Source organism: Nocardia gamkensis NBRC 108242 (assembly GCF_001612985.1).
Lineage (GTDB): Bacteria > Actinomycetota > Actinomycetes > Mycobacteriales > Mycobacteriaceae > Nocardia > Nocardia gamkensis.
The window spans coordinates 90,356-107,765 of record NZ_BDBM01000010.1; the positions used below are offsets into that span (position 1 = coordinate 90,356).

13 protein-coding genes and 3 pseudogenes are annotated in these 17,410 nt (G+C 66.3%); 5 read left to right on the forward strand and 11 right to left on the reverse strand.

Features of this window, described 5'->3' with window-relative positions:
* Window positions 1–26: 26 nt before the first annotated feature.
* The 5 genes from NG1_RS11455 to NG1_RS11470 all read right to left on the reverse strand — a co-directional run bounded on the left by NG1_RS11455 (window position 27) and on the right by NG1_RS11470 (window position 4,019).
* Window positions 27–776, reverse strand: coding sequence for a hypothetical protein (locus NG1_RS11455; protein WP_062970029.1), 750 nt, complete (start codon window positions 774–776; stop codon window positions 27–29).
* An 8-nt stretch (window positions 777–784) separates the two neighbouring features.
* The gene (locus NG1_RS38795) at window positions 785–907 is read right to left on the reverse strand and encodes a hypothetical protein (RefSeq protein WP_281218175.1); all 123 of its coding nucleotides are present in this window, start codon (window positions 905–907) and stop codon (window positions 785–787) included.
* 15 nt (window positions 908–922) lie between these two features.
* Window positions 923–1,723 (reverse strand): AAA family ATPase, encoded by an 801-nt coding sequence (locus NG1_RS11460; RefSeq protein ID WP_062970030.1) that lies wholly within the window; start codon window positions 1,721–1,723, stop codon window positions 923–925.
* Window positions 1,720–3,252 (reverse strand): nitric oxide reductase activation protein NorD, encoded by a 1,533-nt coding sequence (locus NG1_RS11465; protein ID WP_062970031.1) that lies wholly within the window; start codon window positions 3,250–3,252, stop codon window positions 1,720–1,722. The genes NG1_RS11460 and NG1_RS11465 overlap by 4 nt, the downstream gene beginning before the upstream one ends.
* A gap of 203 nt (window positions 3,253–3,455) precedes the next feature.
* Window positions 3,456–4,019 (reverse strand): TetR family transcriptional regulator, encoded by a 564-nt coding sequence (locus NG1_RS11470; RefSeq protein ID WP_062970032.1) that lies wholly within the window; start codon window positions 4,017–4,019, stop codon window positions 3,456–3,458.
* A 211-nt stretch (window positions 4,020–4,230) separates the two neighbouring features.
* Here NG1_RS11470 and NG1_RS11475 point away from each other — a divergent pair, with 211 nt between their 5' ends.
* Window positions 4,231–6,396, forward strand: coding sequence for an acyl-CoA dehydrogenase family protein (locus tag NG1_RS11475; RefSeq protein ID WP_062970033.1), 2,166 nt, complete (start codon window positions 4,231–4,233; stop codon window positions 6,394–6,396).
* Window positions 6,397–6,581: 185 nt separating this feature from the next.
* On the opposite strand, the gene NG1_RS11480 is transcribed toward NG1_RS11475, so the two are convergent.
* Window positions 6,582–7,781 carry an amidohydrolase family protein gene (locus NG1_RS11480; protein WP_168434090.1) on the reverse strand — a complete coding sequence of 400 codons (1,200 nt, stop codon included), beginning with the start codon at window positions 7,779–7,781 and terminating at the stop codon, window positions 6,582–6,584.
* A gap of 321 nt (window positions 7,782–8,102) precedes the next feature.
* On the opposite strand from NG1_RS11480, the gene NG1_RS11485 reads away from it, so the two are divergent.
* Entirely contained in the window at window positions 8,103–9,011 is a 909-nt protein-coding gene (locus NG1_RS11485; protein ID WP_062970034.1) for a TIGR03619 family F420-dependent LLM class oxidoreductase, read from the forward strand.
* Between the two features lie 79 nt (window positions 9,012–9,090).
* Here the strand turns inward: NG1_RS11485 and NG1_RS11490 are convergent.
* The 4 genes and pseudogenes from NG1_RS11490 to NG1_RS35430 all read right to left on the reverse strand — a co-directional run.
* Window positions 9,091–10,228, reverse strand: a pseudogene (locus tag NG1_RS11490) (phosphotransferase family protein).
* Window positions 10,225–11,292 carry a TIGR03857 family LLM class F420-dependent oxidoreductase gene (locus NG1_RS11495; RefSeq protein WP_062970035.1) on the reverse strand — a complete coding sequence of 356 codons (1,068 nt, stop codon included), beginning with the start codon at window positions 11,290–11,292 and terminating at the stop codon, window positions 10,225–10,227. Before NG1_RS11495 ends, NG1_RS11490 begins: the two are co-directional and overlap by 4 nt.
* Before the next feature lie 52 nt (window positions 11,293–11,344).
* A complete protein-coding gene (locus NG1_RS35425; protein ID WP_168434073.1) occupies window positions 11,345–11,725 on the reverse strand; it encodes a hypothetical protein in 381 nt (126 codons plus the stop codon).
* Between the two features lie 55 nt (window positions 11,726–11,780).
* A pseudogene (locus NG1_RS35430) lies at window positions 11,781–11,993 on the reverse strand (NAD(P)-binding protein); the annotation flags it as partial.
* A gap of 154 nt (window positions 11,994–12,147) precedes the next feature.
* Here NG1_RS35430 and NG1_RS38205 point away from each other — a divergent pair.
* Window positions 12,148–12,369 (forward strand): annotated as a pseudogene (locus NG1_RS38205) (SDR family NAD(P)-dependent oxidoreductase); the annotation flags it as partial.
* A gap of 287 nt (window positions 12,370–12,656) precedes the next feature.
* On the opposite strand, the gene NG1_RS11510 reads toward NG1_RS38205, so the two are convergent.
* Window positions 12,657–13,319: a TetR/AcrR family transcriptional regulator gene (locus tag NG1_RS11510; protein ID WP_062970037.1), complete on the reverse strand. Its 663-nt coding sequence runs from the start codon at window positions 13,317–13,319 to the stop codon at window positions 12,657–12,659.
* A 380-nt stretch (window positions 13,320–13,699) separates the two neighbouring features.
* Here NG1_RS11510 and NG1_RS11515 point away from each other — a divergent pair, with 380 nt between their 5' ends.
* Both NG1_RS11515 and NG1_RS11525 read left to right on the forward strand, forming a co-directional pair.
* Entirely contained in the window at window positions 13,700–14,593 is an 894-nt protein-coding gene (locus NG1_RS11515; protein WP_062970038.1) for an HpcH/HpaI aldolase/citrate lyase family protein, read from the forward strand.
* Window positions 14,594–15,087: 494 nt separating this feature from the next.
* On the forward strand, window positions 15,088–17,367 hold the full coding sequence (locus NG1_RS11525) for a molybdopterin-containing oxidoreductase family protein (RefSeq protein ID WP_084498853.1): 2,280 nt from the start codon (window positions 15,088–15,090) through the stop codon (window positions 17,365–17,367).
* Window positions 17,368–17,410 lie beyond the last annotated feature (43 nt).

Genomic DNA, 17,410 nt, shown 5'->3' on the forward strand with positions numbered 1-17,410 from the left:
TCTTCCTTGGGGCGGGCGGGAACGGATCAGTCGGAGAAGATCTCGCGGTTGACCGTGTGGAGATAGGGGATGGCCAGGAACGGCGTGATGTAGAAGATGTCGTACAGCCACCAGCCCACGACGGGCAGGACGGTGCCCTCGAAACGGATGTCGGCGTACATGGTCATGTTGACGACGTAGCCGACCCAGATGACCACGCCGAACCAACAGGTGACCGTCAGCCATTGGTGGCCCCACCGCTTCATCTGCAGGAACGCGATCGCCGCGGCGACCCGCATCGGGAACACGGTGAAGATCAGCGTGATTTCCCAGCCTTTCTCGCCGGGCGCGCTGGAGCCTCCGATCCACATTTCGTTGTAGTGCCAGAAGTAGCCGTTGTCGACGAAATTGCCCCATGCGGTGAAGAACACCCGGGTGATCAGGGTGTGACTGGCGCCGATGTCCAATATCCAGCCGATGCTGTTGAGGAACGCGTCGAGGATGACGAGGTAGCCGATGAGGGTGACGATGATCGGCCGGACGGACAGTCCCGCCTCCTGCGCTCGGCGCTGAAGCCAGAGACCGCGCAGGAAAATCGGCAATCCGATGAATCCGAGGACGAAGGTGCCCATCAGGGCGGTGCCGATGGTAAGCCAGATATCGGCGTGACGCTGTGCGGCGCGGCTCTGTTCGTCGTGGAGGTCGTAGGTCACCGGGGACCGGGGGCCTGTGTTCTGCGCCGCTGAAGCGCCGTTGCCGCTTGTGCCGGATCGGCGCGGTTGGAATGGCATACGCACGATCGGTCCTACCAGTCTCGCGAAAAGGACATGTTCAGCTGAATCAAGAACATCGTCAGCAGGAATCCGTACATGACCACCTGGAAGACGATCAGCGCACGCTTGCGCTGCCGGTCTTGTCGATTCATCACAGTTGCCTCCTACGGTTACTGCACGGGCGAGCCGTCGCCGGCGAGCAGGTTCGCCGCCGCGATCTCTCGCAGACCTTCATTGATGGCGCCGTCGCTGCTGAGCGGCGCGAGAACACATGCGTGAGCCGCCTCGAGTTCACCGGCCCCGGCCGCGATCAGCCGCGCCGCGGCGACCAGCACTCGCGTCGAAGGCGGTTCGAAGTGGAACACCTCGTCGGCCTGGCGAATGGTATTGGCGCAGTCGACCAGTCGCTGCGCGACGGCTCGATCGATACCCGCTTCCGCCGTCAGCACGTCGACTTCGCGATCGGGTGGCAGGTAGTCCATGGCGATGGTGACGAATCGCTGCCGGAAAGAGGGTTTGAGTTGCTTGAGCGAACTGCGGTACGCCGGGTTGTAGGAGCAGACGAGCATGAACGACTTTGGCGCGGGCACCACCTCGTCGGCGCGGTCCAGAAACAGGGTGCGTCTGTGGTCGGTGAGCGAATGCAGGATGGCCAGCGAATCGTGGCGAGCCTCGACCACCTCGTCCAGGTAACAGATCGCGCCTGATTTGACCGCCCTGGTGAGCGGCCCGTCGGTCCAGGTAACGTCGCCGCCCGCGACCGTGAACCGGCCGACGAGGTCAGAGCTGGTGAGGTCGTCGTGGCAGCTGATGGTGACGACGGAGCGGGCGAGCAGGGTGCCCATGTGCTCGACGAAGCGTGTCTTGCCGCAGCCGGTCGGTCCGGTGAGCATCACCGGCATTCGCTGGTGGAACGCGCGCTCGAACAGCCGCACCTCGTTACCGGTGGCGTAGTAGAGGTCGTTCGTCATTGCGCAACCAACTCCCGGTGGATATGGGCCAATACTCGGGGAAGCTCCTCCACCTGCCTGATGCGGCGAGAACGACGAGTTCCGAAGACTTCGGGCAGGGGATCGACGCGCGTAGGCCCCACGCCGATGTAGTAGATGGACACACCGGCCTCGTCGGCCTCCTCCAGCGCGTGGGTCACATCGGCCCAGGCGTATCGGCCCTCGTACCCTTCGTCGGACATGAGGCCGTCGCCCATCACGATGAGCAGACGCCGTTCGGCGGGCTGATCCAGCAGCCGACGGGTCAGATGGCGCAGCGGCGCGCCGAGCCGCGTGTACCCCGCGGTGAGCAGCCCGAGACCGCTCGGATCGACGAAGTGGAAGTCGTCGAAGTCCTTCAAGCAGTTCACTTCGACCCGATGTCTGGTGTTACCGGTGAACACGAAGATCGCATGCCGTTCGCGCGCTTCGGTCATGGCCCGGGACAGGGCATCCGCGCATTCCAGCTCGAGCCGGAAGCCGCGGCCCCCGTTGATACCGAGCGAGGAACTGCCGTCCAACAGCAGCGCAGTGGCGACATCACGCGATATCGGGAGCAGATCACGAAAGATCCGGGGGTCTCCCGGCTTGCCCGTGAGACGGTCGACGTAGTGATCTACGTAGTGGTCGATGTCGAGATCGCAGCCGTCCTCGAGACCTCCGCGCATCGCACGATAGGTGGGCTGTTCGAACCACCGTCGTACCTCGGGGGACACGGCGGCCGCGGGTGTGGACGTCGTCGGATGCCTGCGTTCGAGGACCGCCACATGGTCTCGCAGGAATGTCTCGGTCCACAGATTCCACTCGGGGTAGGGGATCCCCGCTCGCCGATCGGGGCGGATCTCGATGTCCTCGTTCTCCGGCCTGCTCGGCGGCGGAAGATTGCTGGAGCGGCTGCCTCCGTCGCCGCCTACCGGCACCGACATGAGCCGTGGGCGGTCGCTACGGGAGGAGGTCCACGGCATCCGGCCGTAGACGCGTCGCACGGCCGTGGCCAGCGCACCGCGGGCGGGTGCGGCCAAAGGCGGATCTCCCAGCAACGGATGCCTGGCCAACGGCTGCCCCGACCGCGCCAGATCCAACGCGCGGTCGAGCATCTCCGCACCGCCGAGATCGGGATCGGCGATCTCCAGATCGGGGACGAGGCGACATAGTTCGGGCAGCAGGCCGGGGAAACGCTCGGCCATCCATCCCGCCGCCACCCGACCCTCCACCAAGGACAACGCACCGAGTTGACGAGGCGACAACTCGTGCAACGCGTAACGGGCGATGCGATCCTTGGACGGGGAACATTGCAGCGCCACACCGCAAGTGAGGGTCTTTCTGGTCCAGCTGGGTGCGATCGGCGGGAACGGGACGAGCACGACGCCGCGCGCGGAATTCAATCCGAAACCTCGTCGTTCGCCGGTGACCAGCCGGACGCCTTCGCGGCGGCGTCCGGAGAACGCCACCGCGGTCAAGGCGCAGCTGCGCTCGACCGATAGCGCGTGCGCGGCGTCGCTAACGGCCATCACGTGCTCCGCGGCTGCCTCCATCGATCCCTTCACGGTCAGAAGGTGCCTATACTGCGCATCACCCAGTACCAGAAGGCGATCACGCCGATGACCCCGCCCCAGGCGAGCGCGAGCCGCAGGATGTCTTGAACCATGACTGTGTCTCCGTATCTTTCGGTGTGCCGATGCCATGCATTGGTCGATCGGGGGTTCGGCCGGACTCATCGAGGCGCCAGACTGCGCAGGAAAGTAGTCAGGTAGCTGTCGAGCGCCAGGTTTCGCAGCGGCTTGGTATTCGTGGTCGCGGTCAACAGGGCGTACAGCCCCAAGAGGAAGAAGACTGCGCTGTGGTAAGGATCGACCTCGAGTTCGGCCTCGCCCGCCTCGCTCGCACGTTCGAGGATCTGGACGACGAGCACGATCACGGGATGTTCCCTCCACTCGTCGGTGAGCGGTCTGGTCGGTGAGAAGTGCACCGCGAGAATGTCTTTGAACAGCACATCGCCCAATCGCCCCTCCATTGCCACGATCAACTGGATGATCTTCGCCAACGAGGTGGCCAGATCGCGCGGTGTGGCGAGGAAACGTGTCAGCGCGCGGGCGATCCGCGCTTCCTCGCGCGCCTCCAGCGCGAGCAGGACGTGCTCTTTGGTGGGGAAATGGAAATAGAAGGTTCCCCTGGCCACTCCGGCGGCGTCGACGATCGCGGCGATGTCGGCCTCGGCCATCCCGCTCCGCTCGAATTCGGCGATGGCGGCGTCGAGTACGCGCTGCCGTGTGCGCATGCGCTGGGCTTCGCGACCTTGGGGCCGGTCTCGGGGTTCTCTCACGGCTCGGCTTCTACTCAGTTGGTTGACGTTTGTCAACGAAAGTCGGCAACATTCTCGTCGGATCGCAGATCGGAAGGAGTGCGGCTCCGAATGTGCTGCCGGTAACAACCGTAATGCCTACAGTAGGGACATACAAGTACTTGTTCGACGCTCGAGGAGAGAAGCCATGGGTATCGCACTGACCGAGGATCATCGCGAACTCGGTGAGGTGGTTCGGGCGTTCCTGGTGCGCCACGAGGCGCGCGCAGCGGCGCGGGAAGCGCTGGACGCCGCCGAGGAGAAAGTCCCGGGTTTCTGGTCGGAGATCGCCGCACTCGGATGGCTGGGCGTGCATGTCAGCCGCGAATACGGTGGCTCCGATCACGGATTGCCGGAACTGGTGGTGATGGTCGAGGAATTCGGGCGCGTGGTCGCTCCCGGCCCGTTCGTCCCCACCGTGATCACCTCGGCAGTGCTGGCCGCCTGCGGCGACGACGAGCAGAAGGCGCGGTGGCTTCCCGGCTTGGTCGACGGATCCGTCACCGCCGGTGTCGGTTTCGATGGCGAGTTCGCCGTCGGCGCCGATGACCGTGCCAACGGTTCGGCCGGGATCGTCCTCGGAGCGGGAACAGCGGAGGTCCTTTTGCTGTTCGCGGGCGAAGATGTGCTGTTGTTACCGCGGGACAGGGAAGGCGTGGCGGTGACGGTCCCCGCCAACATGGATCCGACGCGGCGATCCGGTCACGTTGCGCTGCACGAGGTCGCGGTGGCGGCCGGTGATCTGCTGCCGGGTGCGCGCACCGCAGCGCTCGCGCTGGTCAGGACGATCCTGGCGGCCGAGGCGGTCGGAGGCGCGGCGGACTGCGTGGACACCGCCGTCGCGTACGCCGAACTCCGCGAGCAGTTCGGGCGAACCATTGCCACGTTCCAGGCGGTGAAGCACCACTGCGCCAACATGCTCCTGGCTGCGGAATCGGCCGTCGCGACCGTGTGGGACGCCGCGCGGGCGGCGGGCGAGGACGAACGGCAATTCGAGCTCGCCGCCGCGGCCGCCGCCACATTGGCGTTGCCCGCGTATGTCCACAACGCCGAACTCGATATCCAGGTGCACGGCGGGATCGGGTTCACCTGGGAGAACGACGCTCACCTGCATCTACGACGGGCGCTTGCCCTGCGGGCGCTGTGCGGCGGCGACGGTCCCGCCCGCGACGTCTTCGCGATGACCTCCGCGGGGGTGACCCGGAAGAGCAGTCTGGACTTTCCGGCGGGCACCGAAGGATTGCGTGCGGAGATTCGTGGCGAGGCCGAGCGGCTCGCCGGATTGGATGACGACGCGCGGCGCGAGGAGATGATCGCCTCCGGGTTCGCCATGCCGCACTGGCCGCGGCCTTGGGGTCGTGCGGCGAACGCGGTCGAGCAACTGCTCATCGACGAGGAATTCGCGCGCGCTGGTGTTCGCCGGCCCGACTATTCGATCACGGGCTGGGTGGTCCTCACCCTGATTCAGCACGGAACACCCTCGCAGATCGAACGATTCGTGGCGAAGGCGTTGCGCCGGGAAGAGGTGTGGTGTCAGCTTTTCTCCGAACCCGGCGCGGGGTCGGATGCGGCGGCGATCACGACCAAAGCCACACGGGTAGCGGGCGGCTGGAAGATCAACGGCCAGAAGGTGTGGACCAGTGGCGCCCACTACAGCCGTCGGGGTCTGGCCACCGTACGCACCAACCCCGATGCCCCCAAGCACGCGGGTATCACCACGGTCATCATCGATATGCAGGCGCCGGGGGTCGAGATCCGCCCGCTGCGGATGCTCATCGGCCACTCGGAGTTCAACGAGGTGTTCTTCACCGATGTTTTCGTGCCCGACGAGGATGTCGTCGGCGCGCCCGACTCGGGGTGGACCATCGCGCGCGCCACCCTGGGCAATGAGCGGGTCAGCATCGGTGGCGGTTCCGGCGGCATGTTCCCCGCGAGTGCTCTGGTCTCCTTGGCGGCCCGATATCCGGATCGGCTGGCCGGCGTCGACGTCCGCGTCGGCCGGTTCTTGGCGGCAGACCACGCGCTGCGGTTACTCGATCTGCGCCGGGCGGTTCGCCACATCGAAGGAGCGGGCCCCGGGCCCGAAGGCAATCTCACCAAACTCGCCTTGGCCGAGCACGTCGGTGAGCGTGCGGCGATCATGGCGGCACTGACCGGTCCCGCCCTCGCCTTGGCCGACGGGGAGGCGGCCGTGACTGGTCTGGTCGTGCTCGGTTCGCGCGCCCTGGCCATCGCCGGTGGTACCTCGGAGGTGACCAGGAATCAGATCGCGGAACGAATCCTCGGCATGCCGCGCGATCCACTCGTGGACTAGACCGGCCACCACCCGCAGCGGCATGGAATCCGGCGGCACGACCTTCGAGTCTCGCCGCCGGATTCACGGTGGGCGTCCGCTGGCGAGCGCGCAGCGCAACGGCGCGGTGGCTGCCGCACATCGAGCGGTGAGCCGCCCGTGGTGGCACGACAACAGGCCGGTGCCCGTCGACGCGCCGCGGGGGATCAGGCGATCGACTCCGCGACGGATGGCGGGGTGACGCCGTTGGCGGCATCAGGGTCGGGATTGGCGATGGGCAGCCCGAGGAAGCGGCGGGCGTTGTCACCCATGAAGTCATAGGTGCGCCGGACATCCATTCCTTCGGCGTACTTCCAGTAACCTTTCGGTTCGGTCAGACCTTCGGGGTGTGGATAGTCCGATCCGAAGAGGACCTTGTCCCAGCCGACGGTGTCGACGACATCGGCCACGCATCCCTCCCAGAACGGGCTGACCCAGATGTTGCGGCGGAACACGTCGTGCGGATGCTCGGGGAAGTTCTGGGGCATCTTCTTGTAGAGGTCTTCGAAATCGTCGAACAGCGGACGGATCCACGCACTGCCGTTCTCGACACTGGCGATGCGCAGCTTCGGGAAGCGGGTCAGGGTGCCGTGGCAGATGAGACTGGTGATCATGTCCGCGATTTCGCGGTGACCCAGCGCCATCCAGCGGAACGGGCTTTGCGCCATGAAATTCGCGGTGTACGGCGGCTCCCATTTGGCGATGTAATCGTCCAGCGGCGGGTAGCTGGCGTGCAGCACGATCGGCAGACCGGCGGCCTCGACGTCGCGCCAGAACGGATCGAACTCCGGCAGGGCGGGCGAGCGCCACCCGTACAGGCCGTTCACCGGTCCCGGCTTGATCAAGGCCACTTTCGCGCCGTTGTCGAGGATGTACTCCAACTCGCGCTGTGCCGCCTCGACCTCCGACAGATTGATAATCGGTGTCGAGAAGATGCGATCGGCGTAGGTATAGGACCAGTGCTCGGCCATCCACTGGTTGAGAGCGTGGATGATCGCCAACGTGAGTTGCGGGTCGTCCGCGGCGGAATGCTCGACCAGGCTGGCGAGAGTCGGGTAGTTGAGTGCCTCGGCCACACCTTGGCGGTCGAGCTCGGCGATCCGGTCGACAGGGTTGCGGGTGGCCGCGGGTGCCTCGATCGAGGGTCCCTGCATCTCTCGCAGCGTCAGTCCCTCGGTGTTCTCGCCCGCGAAGAACTTCTCGTGGGCGCCCGGAGCGGCGACCCGTTCGAAGGTCGGGTTCGGGATGAAGTCGGTGACCTTGTTGTTGATCACGATCCGAGTCTGCCGGCCGATCTGCGCGAACTGGACGGCGCGCGTGTAGTGCTCCGGCAGATACTTCGTCAGCGAATCCGGCGTCTCGTACATGTGCTGGTCGGCGTCGAAGATCGGCGCATCCCGGAATGGCTCTTCGATTCGGCTCACGGTCGCCCTCCTCGCGAGGCGGGGGTGCTCGCGTCGACACGCGCTGCCCGTGTGCCGACATCCATGATCGCTTCGTCCGTCATCTGCTTCCTTCCACCGCTCTGGTGCGAGCTACTGTAAACAATACAGTAGATTAAGGTAGTCGCGTTGCGCGCTGACGGATGGCCGGGGTGCGAGGGTCCGCTCGGTAGGCGCCCACCCGACCTCGGCGCACGGTGGCGGCCGCACGCTGTGGCGATCCGATCAGACCGGAGAGACGAATCCATGAAGTACACGCTCGAGTACCCCAGTGAACTCCCCACCGCGCCGGACGATTTTCTGCGACCAGCCGTGATCCGGGACGTCGTCACGCATGCCGAGGCCGCCGGGTTCTCGGCGGTGGCACTGAGCGAGCATCCCGCGCCGTCGCGGAAGTGGCGAGACAATGGTGGGCACAACACGCTGGATCCCGTCGCCGCGCTGAGTTACATAGCCGGAGTGACGTCTCATTTGCGGCTGATGACGAACCTTTACGTCCTGCCGTTCCGGAATCCGTATCTTTCAGCCAAGGCGCTGGGCAGCCTGGACATCGTGTCGGGCGGTCGGCTGATCGCCGGAGTGGGAGCCGGGTACCTGCGTTCCGAATTCGGGGCGCTCGGCGTGGAGCACGGCAGGCGCGCGGAGCTGCTGGACGAGGCGTTGGACGCGTTGCGCAGGATCTGGACGCAGCCGCAGACCCCGGTGGCCGGAGCGGATTTCGCGGCGGTGGGGCCGATGTGGTTGCAACCGCCGAGCCAACCGCGCGTACCGCTCTGGCTGGGCGGCAACGGCAGGGCGGCGATCCGGCGGATCGCGCACCATGGAGACGGCTGGATGCCGATCATCGCGGATGCGGAGATGGCAGCGGCCATGCGCACCGAGGCGATAGAGAACCTGGACCAGTTCGGCGACGCGGTGAATCGGATGCGTCACCAGCTGGCGGCGGCAGGACGGGATCCGGATTTCATCGACGTGCAGGTGCCGTGCCCGAAGTTCGATGTCGATGACGTCGAGTCGGTGCGGCGAGCGCGGACCTTCATCGACGACGTGGAGCGGCGCGGCGCCACGTGGGTGCTGCTGCATGTCGACGGGGCGAGTCCGCAGGCCGCTACCCGGTTCATCGACACCGTCGAAAAGGCGATCATCGACCGGTGAACCGTATCGCCGCGCGAGACTGCGTTCGAGGAGGGTGCCGTCGCGACCATCGGTCGAGGGGCCTTGCGCAAGGGCGGCGCTACGGCCTCGGCTCACCCGCTTCGCGCGAAACATCCCCGTGCTCGTCACCGCCGAAGCGGATCAGTTCGAGCGTTCTCAATTCTCGGATCGCCCGGCAGCTACGTTTCAGCATGATGAGGAAGATCTCTTCGCCGCGTGTCGTCGGTGTGGCGAAGGCGGCGCCCAGAGCGATGATCAACGGCGCCTGCAGCATGCCGAATCGGTAGTCCCGCCAGCATGTCTCGCGCGTGTACCCGGCGACACCATGCTCGAGCAATGCCCGGTGGTACGCGTCGACGAGCCCGGACTCGCAGGCCGAGCGGGTGTCCGGTGCCAGACTGGTCGCGGTGAAATAGGCGAGGTCGCGGGCGGGCAAGCCGACGCCGAGCGTCTGCCAGTCGACCACGCTGACGCGGCCCGCCGCGGGGTCGAACATCAAGTTGTCGAGCCGGTAGTCGCCGTGCATCAGCGCGAACCGGCCGGTGTCGATGTCCGCGAGTAGCCACTGCGTCACGAGGTCCATTGCCTCGGAGAATGTTTCCCGGTCGACGGGTTCCAGGTGGGCGCCCACCCTGTCGAGAGTGATGCCAGCGGCGACGCGCGCGACGTCGCCGAGCCCGCCTGCCGCTGCCGTGTCACCGGGTTTGGGCATCGCGACGCCGAGAGTCAGCCACGCCGGATCGCACCAACTCGGCCCGTGCAGCCCGGCCAGCGCTGTCACGGCCTGATGCGCGGCAGCGCAATCGCAACCGGCGATCTGGTCACCGGGAATCGCGGGAGACAGATCGGCGAGAAGCAGGGCGAACTCGGTGCCGTCATCGGTGATGTCGCTGTAGTAGCAGCGCGGTGTCGGCACCCTGGTCCGCGTGGCAGCCTTGGTGTAGAAAGCGACTTCACTGAGATACCCGAGGGTGACCACCCGCCCGTACACCGTCGTCCCGCGCGGGCAATTTGATGACGAACGTCGACGGGAAGGTGTGCTGTCCGGTTCGGTAGCGCGGGGTGATCCGGAACGTCGCCCCCGTCTGACCGGTGCCGATCGGGTCGACCTGCACATCCGCGATCTCGACGGCGTCTCCCTCCAGCCGCAGTACCGCCTGCAACCAGTCGCTGGTGACATCGGCTGCTCCACGCGGAATCGGGACGGCTGAGTTCATTTCGAAGGTCCCTTCTTGTCCGCGTCGCGGTACTCGGCGACGACGGGTGCGAGTTCCTCAGGTGTCGCGCCGTGCAGGATCACGCGGTCCGCGCCGTAGGCGAACTCCTCGCGTATGCGATCGGCGCATTGCCGCGGCGTGCCGGTGGCCGCGGATTCCAGCCATTCCTGCGGCAGAATCTCCGCGATGTGCTCGATCTGCCCGACGTTCGCGACCCCGTCGATCGGTCCGGCGATCGAGGTCACCACCGGGTCTTCGCGGAAACGTTGGAGAGCAGCGGGATCCCAGCCATTGGTTCGTACCATCAGATCGCCGTACCCCTGTAGGTAAGTCGCGAGCCGGGCGACGGTCTTCTTCAGGCGAAGCTGCTCCGGAAGGTGATCCCCTACGGTGGCCAGGCACGACCAGACCCGCACCGAGTCCGGATCTCGTCCGGCCTTCTCGGCAGCCAGCTTCACGGTCCGGACACAGCGCTGCAAGGTTTCCGGGGAGAAGTACGTGTGCAAGATGACGTCGTCGAACACCCGGCCGCCGAGGGCGAGGGTGTTGGGCCCGAAGGCGACCAGCGCGAGCGGTATGTCCTCATCGAAGCTCGGGTCCAGAAAGAGCACGGGGTAGGAGCCCAATGGGCCATCGTGTCCGATGATCGCTTCGCCGTGCCACAGCCGGCGCATGACGCCGGCCCAATCCTCCATCTGGGCGGTGGTCACGGCGGGGATGCCGAACGCGGAGTACATCGCCTCGATGCCGCGGCCGATGCCGAGTGTGAAGCGTCCTGCTGACAGTCTGTGCATGGTCGTAGCCCAGGAGGCGGTGATCAGGGGATGCCGGGTGTTGTGATTGGTCGCGGCGGTGGCCACGTGCGTCCGCTGTGTCACCGCGCACGCGGCACCGGTCAGGGACGCCGCCTCTTTGACGTTCCAACGTTCGGAGATGAAGGCGGTGCCGAGTCCGAGTTGTTCGCCCATGCGCGCGTCCTCCGGGAGACGGGCGGGTCCTTCGCCGCCCGAGCCCGCCAACAGGTAGAAGCCCAACTCGTCGAGTCGGCGGTCGTGGGGGAACATGATGTACCTCGGTTTCGAAGTCGGGCGGGCGGTGGGGCGCTCAGCCCCTTGCTCAGCGTGTGTCGACCGCGGATACCGCGAGCGCGCGGGTCAAGAACCCGGCCTGGTGTGCGCGAACGGCGTCGTGCCACCACTTGCCCGGATACACGTCGAAGTGGTCGGCCGGATAGTGGCGGATGTGCGCTCGCGCGCGAACCGCGGCTTTCATTGCCGCGTCGACCGATACGCAGCGGTCGAAGTCCGCGATCTGGAACAGGGTGGGGCAGGTCAGCCGGTGGGGGAATCGGATGGGCCGGTGTGCCATGGCGTCGAGGGCGATCGAAGCGCTCACCTCGTTGCGCCGAGTCGGGCCTGCGATGGAAAGGTAGTCGTCATACGTGCCAGGGAGATTCAGCAGCGCCGGTTCGCCGGGGTGCCCGACCGCGGGGAGCATGACACGTGCGCGGTGATCTGCCGCGGCGCGTTTGTCGCGGGCGGCGTACAGGAGCAGTCAGGCGGTACTTCGAGGTGTCTATATGCAGAGACCGGTACGCGCTGGAATGCCCGTTCGGATTGCCGAACGCCCAGTTGCCGCCGATCCGGTCGGACGCCTCGAAACATGTGTAGGGGATCCCGTAGTCGCCGAGCATCTTTCCCGCGGTGAGACCGGCGATCCCCGCACCGATGATCGCAGTGCCTGGAGCGCTGAGCGGCTCGGTCATGCGCTGACCTTTCGGTTGTGACGGTGGTCATGCGATACTAGGGCACAGATTTGACGCGCGTCAACAATAACTGTCGCACGTAAGTAAGGCCTGAGGTGTCGAAATGCGTGAGCGCGTGACCGCCGTGGCGGACCAGTCCTAAGGCGGGCGTTACGTGAACCGCACCGCGATCGTCACCGGCGGAGGGTCGGGCATCGGGGCGGCGTTGACCCGAGCGCTCGTGGCGGCGGGCGCCGATGTCCGGTGCGCGGACATCCACTCGGCCGCCGCGCGAACGGTGGTATCCGCGCTGGAGGGTCCGGGTAAGGCGGTGGCGGTGGCCCTCGACGTCACCGACGCCGCGGCGGTACGGGCCGTGGTGGACGATGTGGTCGCCAGGGACGAGCCCTGGGTGGTGACGCCGCGGCGCACTCGTCTCGGTTGGTACATCAGTCGCGTCGCGCCACGGGCGATGCAGCGTCGGCTGAACGGATATGTGCATCGACAGGTAGTCGCGGACAGAGTCGATAGCTGACATTTCCGGCGGGCCGCGCGGCGGCGGGTTCACCTATCGCCCACGACTTGCCATCCCTCCGGTGGCCAGTGGAAACGGTGAGCCATCGCCAGCCGTCGCATTGACAGCTCGACGCGGATGCGCCGCTCGCGCGATCGCGCCCGAGCACCTCATTCGGTGTCGTCGCGCGACTCCGACACGCCATCCGCGGTACAGATGTAGATCGCACGCGACCAGATGGCGAGCAGTGCCTCGATGCGGTCGGACGCCGGGCCGTGCTCGTCCAGGCAAGCCTGTTCGAGAGCGGATTGGTTCAGTTCCAGCAAAACCGTGGCGAGCGTGCGGCTATCCGGATCGGCATGCGCGCGTCCGGCCCTGCGTTCTTTGTCGATGAGTTCGGCGACCGGTTCGACGAAAGAGGCACGGGCGGCATCCCAGAGTTCACCCACTTTGGGATTGCGCTGACGTGCGGTGATCATCGCCCGGAAATAGTGCCGGTGGTTGTGCATGGCGGCGAACAGCTCGTGCAGCATGCGCTCGAGCCGTTCGAGCGGGGTCCCGGGCCCGCTCACCAGCGTTCGAGACGCCGCGTCGACCTCTTGATACATTTCCGCGCCGAGCGCAGCCGCGCAGGCGGCCTTGTCCTCGAAGTAGAAATAGAACGCCGAGCGGCTGACACCTGCCGCCGAGGTGAGATCCGCGACGTTGATTTCGTCCAGCGTGCGTACCGCCAGTTGCTCGTCGAGCGCGCGCAGCAGGGCGGCCCGGCGTTGATCACCGCGTTTGCGAGCGCGCCGGTCCAGCACGTCCGTGGGGCGATCGTTCTCAACCATGGGAGCCTCCCGGAAGAGTGGAAGCGTGCCGGGCGGACTCATCGGCGCGACCGGTCACCACGCCGGTGTCCCCGGCGCGTGGGCCGTCGCACGAAGCGCGTATCTCTTCGGCGCGACAGGATCGGTCGACCGGCCTGCGGCGACACTGACATACCGTCGATTTGACATGTGTCAACTTTAGTCGAGGTTCGGGGATGGTGGTTCTGGGGGCATTCCGGGCCCTGGCCGGCTCATTCGATTCCTGGACGGGGGGCGAGGCGGGTTGGTTGGAGCGCATCGCACGACCGGGTTGTCGTAATGCATACTATTGCTCATACTGTAGTTTGGCCCGGTGAGCCGAGGGCTCGCGTCACGCTTCGATTCGCAGATGAAGGTTGCCGATGTGCCGTCCATGGAACGCGAGGTCGTGGCTGTTCGCCCCTGGTGACAGCGAACGCAAGATGGGAAAGGCCGCCGCCGGGGCGGCGGACATCGTAATCCTCGACCTCGAGGATGCCGTGGCCACGCGCGAGAAGCCCGAAGCGCGCGCGTTGGTCGCGGAATTCCTCGACAGTTGTCCGGAGCCGGAGCGGGGCCGACTCTGGGTGCGGGTCAACCCACTGGACGGACCGGACACGCTGGCCGATCTCGCGACCGTACTGCCTTCGCGCCCTGGCGGCATCATGCTGCCCAAATCCAGTGGCCGCCAAGACGTTACGGTCCTCGATCACTATTTGTCGGCGCTCGAGGTCGCGCACGGAATCGAGCGGGGTTCGACCGAGGTCATCGCCCTGATCGCGGAAACAGCCGACAGCATGTTCACTGCCGGGACCTATCGGGGAGCGCCCCGACTGGCTGCCATGACGTGGGGCGCGGAGGACCTCGCCGGCGCTCTGGGCGCAGTGTCCGCCGGCGACTCCGACGGTCACTACGGCTTCACCTTCGAACTCGCGCGCAGCCTGTGCCTGATGGGAGCCGTTGCCGCCGGTGTAGCGGCAGTCGATACCGTCCACCCCGATTTCCGCGACCTCGACGGTTTGCGCGACCGCGCGGAGGCCGTGCGACGCATCGGGTATCGCGGGTCGCTGGCCATCCATCCCGCACAGGTGGATGTCATCAACGAGGTGTTCACGCCGACCGCTGAGGAAATCGCGGCGGCGCAGGAGATCGTCGACCTCTTCGCCGCTCACCCGGGTGCGGGTGCCATCGGGCACCATGGTGTCATGCTCGATCGACCGCATCTGAGCCGCGCCCAGGCGCTGCTGGCGGCAGCGAACCGAGCGTTTTCTGGATGACCGATCACGGTACACGGCGGAGCGTGCCACGGCCGGTTGACGCCTGTCAAGTGCGGGTCAGCTTAGCCCAGCACTCCTCCCCGATGCGATCGGCCGGCCGTTTCCCCTCCTCGCGCTGAGTTCAATACTGTAAAGTCAACAGTAGGCGGTCTCGGCGTAGAGCTGTCGGAGGGGTGGAGTCATGACGGAAAATAACGGTGTCCGACCCGAGTCGCGAGCGACTTCGCATCCGGCCGACGGGCGGAATGTCCGCGTCCTCGGCGAACTGGTGCACACGGCCACGCGGGATCTCCTGGACTATTTCGCGAAGTGCCCCCGCTGCGGCTACCCGCTCCAGGCATCGGAAACGACGCGATCCTTCACTCGCGGCCTGGTGGAGCGCACGGTTTTCCGCACTTGCGGATTGCCCTGTGGGTGGAGCGATTCGTCGCGCGAGCTCGCCGACGCGGTGCCTGTCCATCTCAGCAGACCGAACCCGTCGCCCCTGGGTCGCAATGCGTGACATCGAGAAGAAGCCGACTTTCTGTCGCATCTGCGAACCACTGTGCGGGATGGTCGCCACGGTGCAGGACGGGAGCCTGACGAGCCTGCGCCCGGACAAGGAGCATCCGCTGTCCTCGGGCTTCGCCTGTCAGAAGGGGATCGCCTTCTCCGAGGTGGTCAACGATCCGGACCGGGTGACCAGCCCGCTACGCCGAACGCCCGACGGCTTCGTCGAGGTCGGGTGGGAGGAGGCGATGTCGGATATCGCCGCGCGCCTCACCGCTGTCCATCGCCGCCACGGCTCGGGCGCGATCGGCTGGTACATGGGTAACCCGGCGGCGTTCAGCTATTCGCACCTGTTCGGCGTCTTGGCGTTCATCAAAGGCATCGGCCGGGACGCGCATTATTTCACCGCGTCGACGCAGGACACCAGCAGCAGGTTGCTCGCCAGCCAATTCCTCTACGGATCTCCGCTCGCGGTGCCCATCCCCGATCTGACGCGCACCGACCTGTTGGTGGTCATGGGTGCCAACCCTCTCGTTTCCCATGGAAGCTTTCTGACCGCACCGCGGATCAAAGATCGCATGCGCGACATCGTCGACCGCGGGGGACGCGTGATCGTGATCGATCCGCGCCGCACGGAGACGGCGGCCGAGTTCGAGTGGCTGGGCATCACGCCCGACGGTGACGCCCTCTTCTTGCTGTCGCTGCTCCAGGTGCTCTTCGCGGAGCTACTCGGCGATACCGCGAGAGTGATTTCGCAGGCAGACGGAGTGGATTGGCTTCGCGCGCAATGCATGCCGTTCACCCCGGAGGTCACCGCGGATCGAACCGGTATCGCTCCCGCGCGAGTGCATGCGCTGGCTCGGGCGTTGGCCGGCACCGAGCGGGCGGCCGTCTACGGCAGGCTCGGCACCTGCGTCGGAAGGCATGGCACGCTGACGGCGTACCTGATCGACGCCGTCAACCTTGTCAGCGGGAAGCTCGACCGGCCCGGCGGCAGCGTCTTCAGCACGCTCGGCGTGCCCGGGCAGCGATGGGCGATGATGGCGGTGGGCGCGTTGCTTCGCCGGACCTATCGGCGAAAGCGTACGCGCGTGGGTGGATTTCCGTCCGTGATCGGTGCCGAACCCGCCGCGTTGATGGCCAAGGAGATCGCGGTGCCGGGGGAGCGGCAGATCAAGGCTCTGTTCGTCAGCGCGGGCAATCCGGTGCTGTCGGTGCCGAACGGGGACGAATTCGAGTCGGCCGCGGCGCGGCTGGAGCTCATGGTCGGACTCGATCTGTATATCAACGAGACGACGGCGCACTGTGACTACGTTCTGCCGGTCACGACGATGTACGAGCGTGACGACTTCGCGATCACGTTCCAGCAGTTCCAGGCCACCCCATTCCGGCAAGCCACCGAGGCGGTCGTCGCCCCTCGCGGGCTCGCCAGAACGGAGTGGGAGATCATCGATGACTTGATGCACCGATTGACCTCGCGGAGTCCGGTGTTCGCGCTCTTCGCGGTCATACGCCGGCTGCTCGGCCTGTCCGGGCGGCGATTTCATCCCCGGCCGATCATCGAGATGATCATTCGGCTGTCCGACGGCGGTGACCGCTTCGGGCTGCGGCGATCCGGTCTCACATGGCACCGCCTGATTCGCCGCCATCCCCACGGAACGGTGGTGGCGCCGTATGTCGAGACGGGTGTACTGAAGCAGATCGTCGCCTACCCGCGTGGCCGCGTCGCTCTCGTTCACGAGGACATCGCGACCGAGATCGCGCAACTGTCCGGACATGTTCGGCCGCAGGACTACCCGATGCGTCTGATCGGCATGCGCGAGCCCGCGTCCGAGAACTCGTGGATGCACAACGCGCCCTTGTTGTTGCGCAGCGGGAAACGGCGGCAACGAGCACTTCTGCATCTCGATGACGCCGCGGAACTGCGGATCGGCGAAGGCGACACCGTGGAAGTCCGTTCCCCCCACGGCAGGATTCTCCTGCCGGCTTCACTGACCGGCGATCTCATGCGCGGAGTGGTGGCCATTCCGCACGGATATGGGCACAAAGGCACCGGCGGTTGGCGCACGGCGAATCGAGTGGGCGGTGCGAATGTCAACCTTCTGATGTCCACCGAACCAGAAGACATCGAAGCGCTGGCGGGCATGTCGCGACTCACCGGCATCCCGGTCCGAGTGCGCCGCTACGACGGTTCACCGGACGACCAGGACGAACGGGCTTCCGATCGGACGGACAGCGGCCGCGCAGGGGCGGCGGCTCCGCAGGAAGGCGCTGACCATCTGTGACGCGAGTGGCAGAGCCGGCCACGCCGACGAACTGCGGGTCTTG